The sequence below is a fragment of the Phytohabitans aurantiacus genome (assembly GCF_027923225.1).
In the GTDB taxonomy this organism is placed as follows: Bacteria; Actinomycetota; Actinomycetes; order Mycobacteriales; family Micromonosporaceae; genus Phytohabitans; species Phytohabitans aurantiacus.
Genome location: NZ_BSDI01000013.1, coordinates 127,359 through 143,571, shown reverse-complemented (window position 1 = coordinate 143,571; position 16,213 = coordinate 127,359). Strand labels below are relative to the sequence as shown.

16 protein-coding genes, 1 pseudogene and 1 riboswitch are annotated in these 16,213 nt (G+C 70.9%); of the genes and pseudogenes, 3 read left to right on the top strand and 14 right to left on the bottom strand.

Features of this window, described 5'->3' with window-relative positions; all coding sequences use genetic code 11:
- Nucleotides 1–54: 54 nt before the first annotated feature.
- A pseudogene (locus QMG73_RS16170) lies at nt 55–222 on the bottom strand (ATP-binding protein); the annotation flags it as partial.
- 88 nt (nt 223–310) lie between these two features.
- On the opposite strand from QMG73_RS16170, the gene QMG73_RS16165 reads away from it, so the two are divergent.
- Entirely contained in the window at nt 311–880 is a 570-nt protein-coding gene (locus tag QMG73_RS16165; RefSeq protein WP_281896308.1) for an ABC transporter permease, read from the top strand.
- A 77-nt stretch (nt 881–957) separates the two neighbouring features.
- Here the strand turns inward: QMG73_RS16165 and QMG73_RS16160 are convergent, their stop codons facing one another.
- From QMG73_RS16160 to QMG73_RS16150, 3 genes are read right to left on the bottom strand one after another with little or no spacing between them, the layout of a single operon-like run.
- Entirely contained in the window at nt 958–1,734 is a 777-nt protein-coding gene (locus tag QMG73_RS16160; RefSeq protein ID WP_281896307.1) for a class I SAM-dependent methyltransferase, read from the bottom strand.
- Nucleotides 1,735–1,765: 31 nt separating this feature from the next.
- Nucleotides 1,766–2,542, bottom strand: a complete 777-nt coding sequence (locus QMG73_RS16155; RefSeq protein ID WP_281896304.1) for an ABC transporter permease — start codon at nt 2,540–2,542, stop codon at nt 1,766–1,768.
- Nucleotide 2,543: 1 nt separating this feature from the next.
- Nucleotides 2,544–3,548 carry an ABC transporter substrate-binding protein gene (locus QMG73_RS16150; RefSeq protein ID WP_281896301.1) on the bottom strand — a complete coding sequence of 335 codons (1,005 nt, stop codon included), beginning with the start codon at nt 3,546–3,548 and terminating at the stop codon, nt 2,544–2,546.
- Nucleotides 3,549–3,699: 151 nt separating this feature from the next.
- Between QMG73_RS16150 and QMG73_RS16145 the strand changes: the two genes are divergently transcribed.
- Nucleotides 3,700–4,521, top strand: a complete 822-nt coding sequence (locus QMG73_RS16145; protein WP_281896299.1) for an ABC transporter ATP-binding protein — start codon at nt 3,700–3,702, stop codon at nt 4,519–4,521.
- A gap of 9 nt (nt 4,522–4,530) precedes the next feature.
- Here QMG73_RS16145 and QMG73_RS16140 read toward each other — a convergent pair whose 3' ends face one another.
- Nucleotides 4,531–5,688 (bottom strand): 4-hydroxybenzoate 3-monooxygenase, encoded by a 1,158-nt coding sequence (locus QMG73_RS16140; RefSeq protein WP_281896603.1) that lies wholly within the window; start codon nt 5,686–5,688, stop codon nt 4,531–4,533.
- A 105-nt stretch (nt 5,689–5,793) separates the two neighbouring features.
- The gene (locus tag QMG73_RS16135) at nt 5,794–6,969 is read right to left on the bottom strand and encodes a 4-hydroxybenzoate 3-monooxygenase (protein WP_281896296.1); all 1,176 of its coding nucleotides are present in this window, start codon (nt 6,967–6,969) and stop codon (nt 5,794–5,796) included.
- A gap of 81 nt (nt 6,970–7,050) precedes the next feature.
- Here QMG73_RS16135 and QMG73_RS16130 point away from each other — a divergent pair, with 81 nt between their 5' ends.
- On the top strand, nt 7,051–8,832 hold the full coding sequence (locus tag QMG73_RS16130) for a hypothetical protein (protein ID WP_281896294.1): 1,782 nt from the start codon (nt 7,051–7,053) through the stop codon (nt 8,830–8,832).
- Here the strand turns inward: QMG73_RS16130 and thiC are convergent.
- From thiC to QMG73_RS16090, 8 genes are all read right to left on the bottom strand, one after another.
- Nucleotides 8,829–10,418: a phosphomethylpyrimidine synthase ThiC gene (gene thiC / locus QMG73_RS16125; protein WP_281896601.1), complete on the bottom strand. Its 1,590-nt coding sequence runs from the start codon at nt 10,416–10,418 to the stop codon at nt 8,829–8,831. The genes QMG73_RS16130 and thiC overlap by 4 nt on opposite strands.
- Before the next feature lie 21 nt (nt 10,419–10,439).
- Complete coding sequence (gene thiD, locus QMG73_RS16120; RefSeq protein WP_281896292.1) at nt 10,440–11,228, bottom strand: bifunctional hydroxymethylpyrimidine kinase/phosphomethylpyrimidine kinase; 789 nt, start codon at nt 11,226–11,228, stop codon at nt 10,440–10,442.
- Nucleotides 11,225–11,836, bottom strand: coding sequence for a thiamine phosphate synthase (locus QMG73_RS16115; RefSeq protein ID WP_281896291.1), 612 nt, complete (start codon nt 11,834–11,836; stop codon nt 11,225–11,227). Before QMG73_RS16115 ends, thiD begins: the two co-directional genes overlap by 4 nt.
- Nucleotides 11,833–12,603 carry a thiazole synthase gene (locus QMG73_RS16110; protein ID WP_281896289.1) on the bottom strand — a complete coding sequence of 257 codons (771 nt, stop codon included), beginning with the start codon at nt 12,601–12,603 and terminating at the stop codon, nt 11,833–11,835. The genes QMG73_RS16115 and QMG73_RS16110 overlap by 4 nt, the downstream gene beginning before the upstream one ends.
- A 2-nt stretch (nt 12,604–12,605) precedes the next feature.
- Nucleotides 12,606–12,806: a sulfur carrier protein ThiS gene (gene thiS, locus QMG73_RS16105; RefSeq protein ID WP_281896285.1), complete on the bottom strand. Its 201-nt coding sequence runs from the start codon at nt 12,804–12,806 to the stop codon at nt 12,606–12,608.
- A complete protein-coding gene (thiO, locus tag QMG73_RS16100; protein ID WP_281896282.1) occupies nt 12,803–13,837 on the bottom strand; it encodes a glycine oxidase ThiO in 1,035 nt (344 codons plus the stop codon). The genes thiS and thiO overlap by 4 nt, the downstream gene beginning before the upstream one ends.
- Nucleotides 13,834–14,436 (bottom strand): thiamine phosphate synthase, encoded by a 603-nt coding sequence (locus QMG73_RS16095; protein ID WP_281896280.1) that lies wholly within the window; start codon nt 14,434–14,436, stop codon nt 13,834–13,836. Before QMG73_RS16095 ends, thiO begins: the two co-directional genes overlap by 4 nt.
- A riboswitch (TPP riboswitch) is annotated at nt 14,430–14,538 on the bottom strand. (Overlaps the previous gene by 7 nt.)
- Before the next feature lie 44 nt (nt 14,539–14,582).
- Nucleotides 14,583–16,187 carry a copper resistance protein CopC gene (locus QMG73_RS16090; protein ID WP_281896278.1) on the bottom strand — a complete coding sequence of 535 codons (1,605 nt, stop codon included), beginning with the start codon at nt 16,185–16,187 and terminating at the stop codon, nt 14,583–14,585.
- Nucleotides 16,188–16,213: the final 26 nt, after the last annotated feature.

Genomic DNA, 16,213 nt, shown 5'->3' with positions numbered 1-16,213 from the left:
GCGTCATTCAAGTCATAAGAGCGACTTGAATGACGCAATGATCACGGGGAAGGGCTAGCCCACGGGGGCGGGAGCGCCCCTGCCGCGCTCGCCGCGCAGCATGACCATGGCGTGCTCGACGACGTTGACCAGCACCTGCTTGACCTGGTCGCGGTGGCGCGCGTCGGTCATCATCAGCGGCACGTGTGGTGAGATCGCGAGCGCCTCGCGCACCTCCATCATCCTCCCGGCGCCGCCCGAGATCGTCGAATCTTTCCTCGAGCAGCCCGCCTTCCTGCTCGAGCAGGCGTGGGCCACATTCACCACGATCATGATCGGCTATGGTGCCGCCTGCCTGGGCGCGATCGCCGTCGCGATGATCCTGTCCGCGTCCCGCACCATCGAGCGCGCCACGATGCCGCTTCTCGTCGCGTTGAACTCGATACCGAAGGTGGCGCTCGCACCGCTGCTCGTGGTGTGGCTGGGCTTCGGCCGGGGCCCGAAGATCGCACTGGTCATCGTCATCTGCTTCCTGCCCGTCGTGGTGGCCTCGATGTCCGGCCTCACCTCCACGCCGTCCGACCTGGGTGAGCTGAGCCGCGCGCTGTCCTCGTCCTGGTGGCAGGCGTACCTCAAGATCCGCCTGCCGTGGGCGCTGCCGCACATCTTCGTGGGACTCAAGGTCGCGATCACGCTGGCCGTCATCGGCGCGGTGGTGGCGGAGATCCAGAATCCTGATCGCGGCTTGGGCTCGGTCATCGCACTATCTGGCGCGAGCCTCGACACCCCGCTCGCCTTCGCGTCGATCGTGCTGCTCGCGAGCATCAGCGTCAGCCTGTACTACCTCACCGTGCTGGCGGAGCGCCTGCTCCTGCCGTGGGCCCGCGAAATCGCCGGCTGACACCGCCGCCGCACACAATCAGGGCGTCCCTCCCGGTCGTTTGGAACGACGGGAGAGACGCCCTGTCTCGTGCGGCGTCAGGCGGGCCGGTAGCCGATCGTGGAGTACGCGAAGTGGCCGCGCACGACCAGCCGTGGGTCGGCGACGGCCTGGCACAGCTCGTCGAGCCGCTCCTCGGTCCAACCGACGTTCAGGAAGTCGGCCCAGAGCTGGCGGGTGTTCACCTCGATCAGCATCGCGCCGGCGCTGCCACCCCGCCACGACCGGGCGTGGATCTCGGTGTCCACATCGACCAGACCGGCGGCGCTCATGGCGGCACCCACCTCGGTCGCCCAGCCCGGATCGTTGCCGCGGCTCGGCATGATGGTCTGGATCAACGTGTCCTGGTAGTCGTTGACCAGATCGGCCGTCCTGGCGTCGGGCGCGTCCAGGACCAGCTTGCCGAACGACGTGTCCCAGTCTTCGATCACCAACGCGCCGCCGGGCGCCAGCGCGGCCGCGAGCCTGGGCAGGATCTCGCGCCGCTCCGGGATGTGCAGCAGCACCATCCGGGCGTGGATCAGGTGCCACGGGCCATCGGGCACCGGCTCGGTGACCAGGTCGTGCCGCAGCACCTCGTATCCGGCGCCGTCCGGCACGTGCTTGGGGTTGATGTCGGTCGCAAGCACGTGCCCGGCCCGATCGGCCAGCCAGGCCGCCACGCTCCCGCCGCCCGCGCCCACCTCCAGGCACCGCTTCCCGGCCAAACTACCCACTGTGGACAGTCGAGCGAAGGAGAACTCGTCACACACGGTGGAGAGGTAGTTGTGCCGGTCGCCGGCCTCGGCGTCGTCATTGTTGAATGAGTAAGTCATGCTAGGGCTTCGCACGCATAGACCCTACGGGTCAGGCGGTGGTCTCCGGTACCCAGGGCACGAGCAGCCGCTCCACCGCGACGAGCGCGTAAAAGAGCACGATGCTCATCAGTGCGAGCAGCACGATCGCGGCGAAACTGAGCGCTGTGTCGGCGCCGGCGGTCTGGATCACGAACCCGAGCCCAGCCGTGGAACCGAACAGCTCGCCCACGAGCGCACCGATGACGGCGAGCGGCATCGCCACCTTCAACCCGACGAAGACCTGCGGCAGCGCGGCGGGAAACCGGATCTTCGCGAACGCCTGCCAGCGGGACGCGGACAGCGCTCGCGCCAGCTCCACCAACTCGGCCGGCGTGCGGGTGAGGCCGGTCGCGGTGGCCAGCACTATCGGGAAGAAACACATCAGAATCACCATCGCGACCTTGGGGCCGCGGCCGTACCCCATCCACACGATGAGGAGTGTCGCGAAGGCCAGCTTCGGCACCGCGTTGAGCGCGACAAGGGTGGGCATGAACGCCCGCTCGACCGACCGGGAACCGGCTATCACGGCACCCACCAGCGCGCCGGCCACGACCGTGATCGCGAAGCCCAGCAACGTCTCCACCAGCGTGACCCAGGCGTTCTCCAGCAGGTACCCGGGCATCCGGCCGAACGCGGCGGCCACCTCGGGCGGCGTCGGTGCCACGTACGACTCGATGCCGAACGCGACGATGACCAGCCACCACAGGCCCACAGTGGCGACCGCGCCACCCATCGGCAGGCTGATCGCCGCGACGGCCGACCACCGGCCGTCCCGGGATTCCGGCATGTCAGCCCTTCGGCGCCAGGTCGAACGAGACGACGTCGGCAGGCTTGACGACCTTCGGCATCGCGCCCGCACCATGGACCAACTCGACGTTGCGGGTCATCCGCGCCTCGTCGAGCGCGCCCAGCGCCGCGCCGCCGGTCGCGTACGGCACCATGAGCCGCACCTCGGCCGCGGCCACCGCGGGTGGTTGGATCTTCTGGTACTTGGCGTAGATGCGGCCCGCCTCGGCCGGGTCCGCGATCGCGTCCGCGAGCCCCTTGAGCACCGCCTCGTTGAACCGCCGTACCCGCTCGGGCTGGTCCGTGGCGGCCGCGCGGCCGACCGCGATGCCGTTGCCGTACAGGTCGGGCAGGTGGTCGCTGAGCGGCAGCACGACGACCTTCTGGCCCTTCGCGGCCGCCTCGATCGCGGGAGCACCCACCACGAGTTGGGTGGCGGCGTCGATGGTGCCGGCGGCCAGATTCTGCGCCATCTGTTGCGCCGGCATGTTGACCCACTTGATCGACTTGGCGTCGACGCCGGCCCGTCCGGCGTACGCGTCGAAGAGCGCCTTCACCACGCCGCCCGGAAGGTATCCGATCCTCTTGCCGGCCAGGTCGCGCGGTTGCGCGACGCCCTTGCCCGCGATCGCCGCGATGCACGAGAGATTGCGCTGGTGCAGCGCGCTCACGACGGTGAAGTCGGTGAAGGTGCCGCGGCCGTACTCGATGAGCGCCGCCGTGATGTCGACGACCGCGAAGTCGGCCTGTCCACTCTGGAGGAGCTGCAGGTTCTGGTTGGTGCCGTTGCCCGGCCGCACCTCGACGTCGAACCCGGCGGCCGCGAAGTAGCCCTTCTCGATGGCGACGTAGACGTAAGCCTCGCGGCCCTGCACGCCGGCACCGGTCAGGTACGTGACCTTCTCCGTCGCCGGCTTACCCGCGTCAGCGTCGCCGCCCCCGCAACCGGCGGTGGACAGCGTCAAGGCCACCGCGACGGCGGCCGCGGCCTTGCCGAGTACTCCCACGACCCACCTCCAGTGCGGTGACGTTTGGAACGATAGCGGTCGAATCCACATGATCGGAATTGGGTTGATCCATTACGGCGCGGTACCCTCCAGAAGCTCGGCCGGCTAACCTGACCTCCGACGACGCGGCCCCACATTTGGGAGAAGCACGATGATTCGACTGTCCGGCGTGTCGCACACCTTCCGGGGTCGCTCGGGCACCGTAGAGGCGCTGCGAAACATCAACCTCGCGGTCGGCGAGGGCGAGTTCGTCGCGGTGATCGGGCGGTCTGGCTGTGGAAAGTCCACATTGCTCAGGCTGATCGCCGGGCTCATCACGCCGACAAGTGGCGAGGTCGCCGTCGCCGATTCCCGTGTCACGAAGCCGCGGCGCGACATCTCGATGATGTTTCAGCGACCGGCGTTGCTGCCCTGGCGGTCGGTGCTCGACAACGTGCTGCTCCCTGCGGAGATCTTCGGCTGGCGCGAGGGCGGCCAGCGCGAGCGGGCGATGCGACTGCTCGACATCGTCGGCCTGACCGACTTCCACAAGCGACAGCCACACGAGCTCTCCGGCGGCATGCAGCAGCGGGTGGCGCTGTGCCGGGCACTCATGCAGCAGCCCAAGGTCATGCTGATGGACGAGCCGTTCTCCGCTCTCGACGCGCTCACCCGCCAGGAGCTCTCCGCCGAGTTGCAGCGCATCCACATGGAGCTGGGCGCCACGACGGTGTTCGTCACGCACTCGATCGACGAGGCGGTGCTGCTCGCCGACCGGGTGGTCGTGCTCAGCGCGCGCCCGGGTCGGCTGCGCCGGGTCGTCGAGGTCAACATCCCCCGCCCGCGGTCGCTCGGCCACAACGCTCACCTCGAAGAGGTGGCGCAGGTCAGCGCCGAGCTGCACGAGTTGCTGCTCACCCCGGACGGGCCGCCGGCAGCTCCAATCGCCCACCATGGAGACCGCCCGCACGGGGTGAGGACGCCCGCCTCCTGATCGCGGCGGTCAGTCCACGCCGGCTCGCAGCACCGCGAAGGCGGTGGCCGCCGCCGGAGACTCGAAGAGCCGCTCCAATCGCGCGCGGGCCAATTCGCGGCGGAACGGCCCGCACCGCGAAGCGTCTCCGGCCTCGTGCACCGTTTCGAGCAGCCACCGCGAGAATTCCTGATAATCCCAGGTCCGTCGCAGGCAGGTCGCCGAATAGGCACTCAGCGCCGCGCCATCGCCATCCTGTACCGCCGCGCGCAGCGCCCTGGCCAGCGTCTCGGCGTCGAAGAGCGCCAGGTTCATGCCCTTGCCGCCCATCGGCGTGATGACATGCGCCGCGTCGCCGACGAGAAACAGCCGCCCGTACGACATCGGGTCGACAACGAAGCTGCGCATCTTCACCATGGACGTCGCGGTGACCTCCCCAATCGGAAGATCGTCGTCGCCCAGCCGGAGTCGCAGTTGCTTCCAGATCCGGTCGTCCGGCCAGGCCACGGACGCTTCATCGGGGTCGCACTCCAGGTAGTACCGGCTGGCGTGCGGACCGCGGGGGAATTGCGCCGCGTACCCGTACTCGCTGACCGCCAGCAACGGGTGGCGCGGCGCGGGCGTGTCGGCCAGCACGGTGACCCACCCGACTCCGTGGTCGTACGTGTACGTGCGCAGGGCGCCCTCTGGCACGCTGCGCCGGCTCAGCCCCAGAAATCCATCACAGCCGGCCACGTAGTCGCACGCGAACTCGCGGCTCCTTCCGGCCGCATCGTGATACCTGACCACCGGCCGGTCCCCGTCGATGTCGTGCAGAGCGACGCCTTCCGCGTCCGTCCGCAGGTCACCGCCGCCGGTCTCGAACGTCACGATCAGCCGTCGCACCAGCAGTTGCTGCGGCATCAGCCAGCTGTGCCGTCCACCGACCAGAGCCGGTACGTCCAGGTGCCGCGGCACGCCGTCTATCCGGAACTCCAGCAGGCCGTCGACCGGTACGCCCGCGAGAACCTGGTCACCCAGCCCCCACTCCTGAAACATCCGGGCCGCCCGGTGCTCCAGGACGCCCGCCCGCTGCCGCTGCTCCACATAGGATCTGCTGCGCCGCTCGAGCACCACACAGTCCACTCCGGACCTTTGTAATAAATTCGCTAGTGTGAGGCCAGCGGGCCCCGCACCGATAATCGCCACGGTTGTCGTGTCCACATCAGACTTTATTCACCAAAATGACACGTCGATCAAGCGGACGATACGGCAAAACGTATTGATCATGACGATTGTGCTGGTCGGAGCGGGTCAGTTCGTACCGGCCATCATCGTGGCGAACAGGGTCGCCGCCGCAGGCGACGTGAAGAGCCGATCCAGCCGGGCTCGGGCGAGCTCGCGCCGGAACGGGCCCGTGACCGTGTCGTCGCCCGCGTCGTGCATCATCTCCTGCATCCAGCGGGAGAACTCCTGGTAGTCCCAGGTGCGCCGCAGGCAGGTCGCGGAGTACGACCGCAGGGCCGCCCCATCGCCGTCCTTCAACGCCGCCACCAGCGCCTTCGCCAGTGCGTCGGCGTCGGCCAGGGCCAGGTTCATGCCCTTGCCGCCCATCGGCGTGATGATGTGGGCGGCGTCGCCGACGAGATGCAGCCGGCCGTACGACATGGGGTCGACGACGAAGCTGCGCATCTCGACCAGCGCCTTCTCCGTGATGGGACCGGCGGGCAGGTCAGGGTCGCCGAGTCGCGCCCGCAACTGCTTCCACACCCTGTGGTCCGGCCAGTCCGTCACCGCGTCGCTCGGCGGCCGCTGGAGGTAGTACCGGCTGGCGCGCGGGCCGCGCGGGAACTGTGCCGCGAACCCGTGCTGGCTCACCGCGAAAAGCGGGTACCGGGGTGCGGGCGCGTCCGCCAGTACGGTGATCCAGCCGATGCCGTGGTCATAGGAGTACGTGGTGAACGCATCCTTCGGCATGCTCTGGCGCGTCACCCCGTGGTGCCCGTCGCAACCGGCCACGTACTCGCATGAGACCCGCCGCTCCGCACCGGCCGCGTCGCGGTACGTGACCACCGGGCGGTCGCCGTCAATGCCGTGCAGTGTCACGTCGCTCGCGTCGGTGCGCAGGTCGCCGCCGCCGTCCACGTACGCGTCGAGCAGCCGCTGGACGACGAACTGCTGCGGCAGCAGCCGGCTGTGCTTTCCGCCCGCGAGGCCCGGCACATCGAAGTACCGCGGCACCCCGTCGACCCGGATCTCGATGACGGTGTCGGATGGCGCGCCGGCGAGGACCTGGTCTGCGAGGCCCCACTCCTCGAAGATGCTCGCCGAATGGTGGTCCAGAATGCCGGCTCGCTGGCGCCGCTCCACATAGGACCGACTCTGCTTCTCCAGCACTACGCAATTCAGCCCTGATCGCCGCAAAAGGTTTGCCAGGGTCAAACCGGCCGGGCCGGCGCCGACGATGACCACCGACGTATCCAGGTCCACACCGGACTTTAACCCGTATCTCTGGGTAACGGCATCGATGCGTGTTGGCGGACTGGGCCCGCTCGACGTAACGTGCCGGGCATGGCACTTCGGACCTGGGGCAGAGTGCTGGTCACCGCGCTCGCCGTCGGGCTGCTGGCCAGCACGAGTCAACTGGGCATCGCGTTCGGTCTCGGGATCGTGCGGCTCGACCGCACCTTCACCGCCGCCGAGGAAAACCTGTGGGTAGCCCAGCTCGCCTGGGTCACCTGGTTCCCCATCGTGGCCGCCGTCGCGGGCGCCATCGCCGCCGACCGGCGCGCCTTCCGGCAGGGATACCAGGGTGGGACCGGTTCGCGGATCCTGTACTCGATCGCCGCGAGCCTCGGCGCCGCTGTCGCGGTGCCGCTCGCGATGCTGCCGGCCAGGGGTGCCGACGTGCCCACCGGCGACCCGGTACTGATCATTGGACTCTCCGTCGGCCTTGGCACGATCGCCGGCATCTTCGCGGCGATCGCGGTGCTCAGCCAGGACGCCCTCTTCTGGAACGTCGTCGTGGTGACGGCCGGCGCCTGGCTCCTCGGCCTGATCTCCATGGGACAGTCGCTCGGCGATGAGCAGCCGGCGGTGCGGCTCGGCGTCTACGACCCGACCACGCTGTCGACCGGCACCGCCCAGCGTCTTGGTGTCATCACCATGCCCCTGCTGGCGCTGGCCGCTGGCGCCATCACCGCCGGTCTCGGCCGCTGGCTGAGCCGGCCGTCGCGGGCCCTCGCCGCCGCTGGCGTGGTGGGGCCGGCGACGCTGTCGCTCGCGTACCTGGTGGCCGGGCCGGGCACCGACGCCGACAAGTACCAGGCCGCGCCGTACTGGGGTGCGCTCGTGGCCGTCGCCGCCGGCGCCCTCGGCTCGATGCTCGCGACCACCATCCGCCGTCCCGCCCCGGCCGACCCGTCGCCGGCTCCCGACGCCGGCCCCGACCGGGCCCCCGGCGACCGCCCCCGCGACTCCGCCCCCGACCGCCCGTCGACGGCCCGCGGCTCCGCTCCCGACCACCCGTCGACGGCCCGCGGCTCCGCCGACGACCCCGAGGGGCCCAACCGCGGCGCACGCGACCAGGCCCGTCCCGACCAGAGCCGTCCAGACCTGGCCCGTGCCGATCAGGGCCGTGCCGATCAGGGTCCTTCGGATCTTGGCTCTTCGAATCCGCGGGCCCGCGACCTTGGCGCGCTCGACCAGGGCGGCCCCGAGCGTGGCACCGCGACGCGGGGCTCGCCGGCGTCCGCTCCCGCGGCCGAGAAGCCGCCGCTACGGAAGCGGGGCCGGCGCGGCTCCCGCGCCGAAGCCTTCGCACCTCCCGGTCCCGCGGCCACCAACCCGCCTTACACCGGCCCGCCTCACAGCGGCCCCGCTTACACCGGCTCTCCGTACACCGGGCAGGACCCCGGCGGCGGCCCAGTGACCGGCCAGCCAGGTCGTCCGGGCACGGATCGGAATGTCCCCGGGCCGCCGCTCGCGCCCGAGTGGGCGGCGGGGGTAGTGGGCCGGCAGCAGCAGGGCGGCCCGCCCCGGAACCCGACCGCGCCCGGGGCGGTGACCGCCTTCTCGGCCGGCCGGCAGGCCGCGGGCGGCAAGGGGCCGGTGCCCGAGTTGACCCCGACCCAGCCCGAGCCTGAACAGAGCGCGGAGAAGCGCCCGCGCCGTGGCCTCTTCGGTCGCCGCAAGGCGGCGCCGCCGCCGGTGGAGGTGCCCGAGCAGCGCAAGGACGAGCCGCGCCCGGAGACACCCGCACCGACCGGTGACGCCGGGCCCGCGCCCATCCCGCGCCGCGACGAGGAGTACGTCGACTGGGTCAGCGGGTTGGCCGACCCTGACCAGCGTTAGCCCTGCGCCAGCGGGAGATACACCCGGGCGCCCGCCTCGACGAACTCGTCGGACTTGTCCTGCATGCCCCTCGCGGCGTACTCCTTGAGCTCCTGCGTGATCTTCATGGAGCAGAACTTCGGGCCGCACATCGAGCAGAAGTGCGCGGTCTTCGCGGGCTCCGCGGGCAGCGTCGCGTCGTGGTACGCCCGCGCCGTCTCCGGGTCGAGCGCCAGGTTGAACTGGTCCTCCCACCGGAACTCGAATCGCGCCTTCGACAGCGCGTCGTCCCACGCCTGCGCGCCCGGGTGTCCCTTCGCCAGGTCGGCGGCGTGCGCGGCGATCTTGTACGCGATCACGCCGGCCTTGACGTCGTCGCGGTCCGGCAGTCCGAGGTGCTCCTTCGGCGTGACGTAGCAGAGCATCGCCGTGCCGAACATGCCGATCATCGCGGCACCGATCGCGGACGTGATGTGGTCGTACGCGGGCGCGATGTCCGTGGTCAGCGGGCCGAGCGTGTAGAACGGCGCCTCGTGGCACCACTCCTGCTGGAGGTCCACGTTCTCCTTGATCTTGTGCATCGGCACGTGACCCGGGCCCTCGATCATCACCTGGACGTCGTGCTCCCAGGCCACCTTCGTCAGCTCGCCGAGCGTGCGGAGCTCGGCGAGCTGCGCCTCGTCGTTCGCGTCCGCGATCGAACCCGGCCGCAACCCGTCACCCAGCGAGAAGGTGACGTCGTAGCGGGCCAGGATTTCACACAGGGAAGCGAAGTTCGTGTAGAGGAAGTTCTCCTCGTGGTGGGCCAGGCACCACGCCGCCATGATCGATCCGCCGCGCGACACGATGCCGGTGACCCGATCGACGGCGAGCGGCACGTAGCGCAGCAGCACGCCCGCGTGCACGGTCATGTAGTCGACGCCCTGCTCGCACTGCTCGATGATGGTGTCCCGGTAGACGTCCCAGGAGAGCTTGACCGGATCGCCGCCCACCTTCTCCAGTGCCTGGTAGATCGGCACGGTGCCGATGGGCACGGCCGCGTTCCGGATGATCGCCTCGCGCGTCTCGTGGATGCGCTTGCCGGTGGACAGGTCCATGACGGTGTCGGCGCCCCACTTGGTGGCCCAGGTCAGCTTCTCGACCTCTTCCGCGATCGACGATGTGACCGCGGACGTACCGATGTTGGCGTTGACCTTCACCAGGAAGCTCTTGCCGATGATCATCGGCTCGACCTCGGGGTGGTTGACGTTGACCGGCAGTACTGCGCGGCCGGCGGCGATCTCGTCGCGCACGAATGACGGCGCGACGCCCTCCCGGATCGCCACGAACTCCATCTCCGGCGTGATCACACCGGCGCGCGCATAGGCCAACTGGGTCGGGCGGGTACCGGCCAGCGGCGTACCCGCGCCCCGCACCGGCGCCACGTCACCCCGTTCGGCGATCCACGGTCCGCGAAGCGGCGGCAGCCCCACCGAGGGATCGGAGCCGGGTCCCGAGGTGTCGTACAGCCGGACCGGCGGGTTGTCACCCGTCAGGTCCACCTCGGCGAACGGCACCTGGATGTCCGGCCGGCTGCCGGATACGTACACCTTGCGACGACTTCCCATCATGCCTCCAAGCCACGGCCATCATTTGTCGAAACCAAAGTGGTCGAGCGGACCCGCGCCGCTGCCCAACTTCCACTCCCGGGCGTCGGCGAGCGCCCGGGCGACGTACTGCTTGGCGAACGTGACGGCCTGCGGCACGGCGTCGCCGAGCGCGAGCCGCGCGGCGATCGCGGCGGAGAACGTGCAGCCCGTGCCGTGGGTGTTGCGGGTCGCGATGCGCGGGTACCGCAGGAAGCGCACGCCCGCGTCCGTCCACATCGCGTCGACCGCCTCGTCGCCGCTGGCCAGGTCGCCGCCGGTCACCACGACGAACTTCGGCCCGCCCGCGGCGAGTTGCCCCGCCGCACCGGCCATGTCGGCGGGGGTGGCGACCGGCCAGCCCACCAGGGCGGACGCCTCTTCACAGTTGGGCGTGGCCACCAGGGCGTACGGCAGCAGCCGCTCGATGGCGCTCACCACGCCCAGCCGGCGACCGCTCGACGACTCCAGTACCGGGTCGACGACCAGGTTCGGCAGGAGCCCGGCGCGCGCCTTCGCCGTCACCGCGGCGGCCACCTCCCCGCTCGCGAGCATCCCGGTCTTGGTCGCCAGCGGCGGCATGTCGTCGAGGAGCGCGGTGAGCTGGGCACCCACCACGTTCCCGGGGATCGGGTACACGTCGTGCACCCCGCGGGTGTTCTGCGCGGTCACCGCCGTGACCACGGACGTGCCATACACCCGCAGCGCGGCGAAGACCTTCAGGTCGGCCTGGATGCCGGCCCCGGCGCCCGAGTCGGAACCGGCGACCGTGAGGGCGATCGGTGGTGTCATGACCTCACTCCACCCCGGTCAGCGAAAGGTCCGACGGACTCTGTCGCACTCACCAGGCCCCGGATCACGTCTGCCGGGTCGTCCGCCCGCATGACCGCGCCCATGACCGCCACGCCCGCGGCACCCGCGGCGACGCAGTCCCGCGCGGTCCGCGGCGTCACCCCGCCGAGCGCGAGCACCGGCACCGGGCTGCACCCGACCAGCCGGGCCAGGCCATCGACGCCGAGCGCTGGGCCGTACCCGGGCTTCGACTCGGTCGGGAAGACCGGTGACACCATCGCGTAGTGCTCGGTGGTGAGCCGCTCCAACTCGGAAACGTCGTGGCAGGAGCGGCCGACAAGAGCCAGGTCGGGCGGCGGATACGGGCCGCTGGCGGTCAGGTGCACGGCATCGCCGCCGAGCGGGTCCGGGCCCGCGACGACGAGCCGGCCACCGACCGGCGCGAGTACGGACCGCAGGGCCGCCGCCAGCGCGGCACGCTCGTCGCGCGGCAGATCCTTTTCCCTGAGTACGACGCATCGCGCCCCGCCATCGACCGCTCTTTGGATCACCTCGCGAAGCGGGCGGCGCACCTGCCGCCGATCCGTCAACACCACCACACCGTTCATAGGTCTGGCCGTCCCTCGTCGGGCGTGGACGCCAAGGCGTGGAAGCGTTTGGGGATGCGGCCCGCGCCCGCCGCCAGCCAGCCCGCCTCGACCGCGTGCCGCATCGCGGCCGCCATCCGCGCCGGGTCGGCCGCGCGGGTGACCGCGGTCGCGAGCAGTACGCCGTCGCACCCCAGCTCCATCGCGAGCGCGGCATCCGACGCCGTGCCGATCCCGGCGTCCAGGATCACCGGTACTTCGACGTTCTGCCTGATCAGCGCGATGTGATGCGGGTTGGTGACACCGAGCCCGGACCCGATCGGCGCACCCGCCGGCATGACCGCGGCGCAGCCGACATCGGCCAGGCGACGCGCCAGGATCGGGTCGTCCGTGGTGTACGGCAGCACCGTGAACCCGTCGGCCACCAGCTCCTCGGCGGCGCGTACCAGCTCGACACCGTCCGGCAGGAGCGTCCGCTCGTCGCCGATCACCTCGAGCTTGACCCACGGCGTCTCGAACGCCTCCCGCGCCAGGTGAGCCACCTTGATCGCCTCGGTGGCCGTGTAGCAGCCGGCCGTGTTCGGCAGCAGGCGTACCCCGCAGCGGTCGAGCAGGTCGAGCAGACCGCCGCCCATCGTGGCCGCCGCCTCGACCCGGCGCAGGGCCACCGTCACGAGTTCGGTCCCGCTCGCCTTGACCGCCTCTTCCAGCGCGGTGAGCGACGACGCGCCACCGGTACCGAGGATCAGGCGCGACCCGAACGACTCGCCCGCGATCGTCAACGGCATGGTCAGCCTCCCTGCGCCGCGGTCAGCACCTCGATCTGGTCGCCGTCGCGCAGCACGGCATCCGGCCAGCCGGTACGCGGTACGACCTCGCCGTTGACCGCGACGGCGACGCCGCGCGCGCGGTCGGTGGCGACCGCGACCGCCTCGGCTACGGTCGCCCCGTCGGGCAGGACGTGCGCGGACCCGTTGAGGAGCACATTCATGAGAGGAACCTCGCTGGGGTGAACGGGGCCAGCATCGGGTCGGGCACACCCTTTTCGACCAGGTCGGCGATCAGATCAGCGGTGATCGGGGTCAGCACGATCCCGTGGCGGTAGTGACCGGTGGCCACCACGACGCCCGGCCGTCCGTCGAGCGCCCCGAGGATCGGCGCGTTGTCGGGGGTACCGGGTCGATGCCCGGCGACCACCTCCACCAGGTGGTACTCGGCGATGTCCGGCATCAGGTCAGTCGCGGCCCGCAGCAGGTCGAGCACCGCACCCGCGGTCACCGCCGAGTCGGTGAGCTCCTCGACGGTCGCGCCGACCACGACCTCCCCATCGGCTCGCGGCACGAGATAGACGTGGCGGCCGTCGGCGTACCCCCTGATCACGTGCCGGAAGCCCGGCGGTCCCGGATCGGGCGCACGAAGCCGCAGCACCTGCCCTTTGACCGGCCGGACCGGCACGCCGGCGAGGGCGGCGGACCCACACCCCGCCGCGACGACCGTGACCCCCGCGGGCCCGGCCTCGCCGAGGGTGATCGACGCGCCGGCCGCGATCGCTGCCTCGCGCAGCGCGGGAACGAGCTTGCGGGGATCTACCTGGTGGTCGCCGGCGGCGAGGGCGCCGCCGCGGATTCGGGGTGACAGGCGAGGCTCGCGGTCTCGCAGCTCGGACGCGCGCATCGCGGTGATCGGCAGCCTCAGGCTTGCCTGGTACGCGCGCAGGCGCTCCGCCTCGGCCAGGTCGTCGCTGGTCAGCGCCACCACCAGGGTGCCGTCGTCGCGATATCCGACGTCGCCCAGCTCGGCGGCGAACGCGGGCCACCGTTTCGCCGACTCGACGAGCAGCCCGGTGAGCGCCTCTTCACCGAAGTACGCCTCGGCGACCGGCGACAGCATCCCGGCGGCGGCATGCGCGGCACCGGTACGTCCATCGTCGACGACTCGCACCGTCATGCCCCGCTGCGCACACCGCCACCCGATGGCAAGCCCAATCGGCCCCGCGCCCACCACCTCGATGTCGGTACTCATGAGAGGGCTTTCAGCAGTTCGATCGTGGCGGCGCCGGGATCGGGCGCCCGGCCGATCGCGCCGATCACCGCGACCCCGTACGCGCCGCTTTCGAGCAGTTCGGGCACCCGGGCGGCGGTGACACCGGCGATCGCGATGACGGGTACGCCGACAGCGGCCGCCACCGCGGCGACCCCTGCCGGGCCGATCGGTGGCGGCAGTCCGTCCTTTGTGGACGTGGCGTACGCCGGCCCGACGCCCAGATACGTGGCGCCCGCCGCGACCGCCCGTCTCGCCGTGCCGGGATCGCGAGCCGTCGCGCCGAGCACCGCGCCCGGCCCGAGCACCCGCCGGGCGGCGTCGACGGGCAGGTCGAGCGCGCCCACGTGCCCACCGCCGGCCCCGACCGCGAGCGCGACGTGCAACCGGTCATTGACCAGGCACAACGCCCCCGCACCAACGCACAGCTCGACAACCTTGCCGGCCAGCTCGTACGCGTCCCGGTCGTCGACGCCGTCTTCGACCCGTACCTGTACGGCCAGCTCCGGCCCAGCGGCGTCGACAGCCGCCCGCGCGACGGCGAACGAATCGGTGATGAGGTGAAGCCGAGGAAACGGCATGCAACACTCCTCCCTGCGCCGGCATTACCCGGATCAGGTTCGACGGTCGGGGGCTGCATGCCCCCCTCTCAGCCCGGTGCACCGGGCTCCCGTGGGTCACTCCTGCCCTCACAGTAAGGGCCGCATCACACTTCCGTAAAGGGTTCTCAGGGGACGGGGACTGTGGTCTTTACCGTCGCCTGGTCGATGTCGGAGACCCGGATTGTCAGGGTCAGCTCCCATTTGCCGGGGAACGGAAAGGTCACCGCGCCGATCCCCTGGTTGCCGCGGATCGTGGCGATCGGGTTGTCGAAGGGTTCGACACCCTTTTCCGGGAGGGCGGCCGTGACCTTCCACTCCGCCACGTCGACCGGCTTGCCCTCGGGCGTGTAGACGAACGCGTGCAGCGTGTTGTTGTCGCCGATCTGCACGGGGAAGATCTCGAACTGCACCGAGAAGACCGGGCTGCTCAGCGTCGTGGAGAAGCCGCGCGCCTCGGCCACCGCCGCGGCTTCGACGTTCGCCGACCGGCCGGGCGTGGTCTGTACTAGCAGCGAGCTGGCCACCAGCACGATCGCGGTCATGCCGAGTTCGATACCGACCAGCCGGCGCAGCCGTCCCGGCGAGCCGCGGCGCAGCACGAGCCGGCGCGAGAAGTACGCGACGCCGATGATGGCGCCGAACAGGCCGACCTTGATCAGTATGAGCCGGCCGTAGTCGGTACCGGTGATCGCGCCGAGCCCACCCAACTCGATCAGGGCCTGTACGGCGCCGCCGCCGACGAGCCACAGGATGGCGGCCGCCGCCCACCGCGACCACACGGGCAGGATGACGTGCAGCTCACGCGGGTCGGCGCGGCGCAGGAGGAACCCGACCAGTACGACCAGGCCGCCGAGCCAGACGGACATCGCGGCGAGGTGCAGCACGTCGGCGAGCGCCGAGACGGGCGGGATCGGCGAGGCGGCCGGGTGTCCGGCGAGCGCCCAGGTCAGGAGGCCGCCGGCGCCGAGGGCGGCGAGCAGGAGACCGCGACGCCGGCCGGGACGGGGACGGACCAGTACCCACACCGCGGCGATGATCACCAGCCGGACGAGCAGCGCGATGCCGACCGTGCTCGTCAGCACCTGGCGAAGCTCGACGCCCGACACCTCGAACGGCCCGGCGCCGGACAGGTACGGCACCTGGAGCCACAACGACGCCAGCGTGGTCACCGCCAGCGCCGCCAGTCCTATGCGGATCAGCCGCAGCGGCCCGCGCGTGGACAGCCGGCGCGGCCACAGCACCGCCAGCATGAGGATCGGGCCGACCACCAGCGTCAGGCCGACATATCCGAGGTACTTCGCGACGCCGAGCAGTACCGTCACCGACTTGTCGTCGCCGGCCGCCTCGGGCGCGGTCTGCGAGGGCGCACCCACGGAGAACATGAACCCACCGGCCAGCGGGTGCCCGTCCGCCGAGATCACGCGATAGCTGACGAGGTACGTGCCGAGTGGCCGGTCCGCCTTGCGGACGGCGATCGTGAGGGTGCCGTTGGAAGCGACCGGATCGCCCTCGTTGATCCGCTTCCCGTTCGGGGCGATCACCTGGGTCTTGCCGGGAATGACGCCCACCGGCTCGTTGAAGGTCAGCCGCACCTCGGTGGGCGAGGAGCCGACGACCGCGCCCTGGGTGGGTGTCGTCGCGACCAGCGCGGCGTGGGCGCTGGCCGGGGTCGCGGGCATGGCAAGGGCGAGGAACATCCCCACGAGCAGGGCCCGCACCCAGCGACGCATACCTGTAGTTCGGACGCGCGTCCGGA

Bases quoted from the DNA above. Each gene is read 5' to 3' on its own strand.
- QMG73_RS16090 (WP_281896278.1), bottom strand. From the start codon at position 16,187: ATGCGTCGCTGGGTGCGGGCCCTGCTCGTGGGGATGTTCCTCGCCCTT.
- QMG73_RS16095 (WP_281896280.1), bottom strand. From the start codon at position 14,436: ATGCCGTTTCCTCGGCTTCACCTCATCACCGATTCGTTCGCCGTCGCG.
- QMG73_RS16165 (WP_281896308.1), top strand. From the start codon at position 311: ATGATCGGCTATGGTGCCGCCTGCCTGGGCGCGATCGCCGTCGCGATG.
- thiC (WP_281896601.1), bottom strand. From the start codon at position 10,418: ATGGGAAGTCGTCGCAAGGTGTACGTATCCGGCAGCCGGCCGGACATC.
- thiD (WP_281896292.1), bottom strand. From the start codon at position 11,228: ATGACACCACCGATCGCCCTCACGGTCGCCGGTTCCGACTCGGGCGCC.
- QMG73_RS16155 (WP_281896304.1), bottom strand. From the start codon at position 2,542: ATGCCGGAATCCCGGGACGGCCGGTGGTCGGCCGTCGCGGCGATCAGC.
- QMG73_RS16160 (WP_281896307.1), bottom strand. From the start codon at position 1,734: ATGACTTACTCATTCAACAATGACGACGCCGAGGCCGGCGACCGGCAC.
- QMG73_RS16145 (WP_281896299.1), top strand. From the start codon at position 3,700: ATGATTCGACTGTCCGGCGTGTCGCACACCTTCCGGGGTCGCTCGGGC.
- QMG73_RS16130 (WP_281896294.1), top strand. From the start codon at position 7,051: ATGGCACTTCGGACCTGGGGCAGAGTGCTGGTCACCGCGCTCGCCGTC.
- QMG73_RS16115 (WP_281896291.1), bottom strand. From the start codon at position 11,836: ATGAACGGTGTGGTGGTGTTGACGGATCGGCGGCAGGTGCGCCGCCCG.
- thiS (WP_281896285.1), bottom strand. From the start codon at position 12,806: ATGAATGTGCTCCTCAACGGGTCCGCGCACGTCCTGCCCGACGGGGCG.
- QMG73_RS16110 (WP_281896289.1), bottom strand. From the start codon at position 12,603: ATGCCGTTGACGATCGCGGGCGAGTCGTTCGGGTCGCGCCTGATCCTC.
- thiO (WP_281896282.1), bottom strand. From the start codon at position 13,837: ATGAGTACCGACATCGAGGTGGTGGGCGCGGGGCCGATTGGGCTTGCC.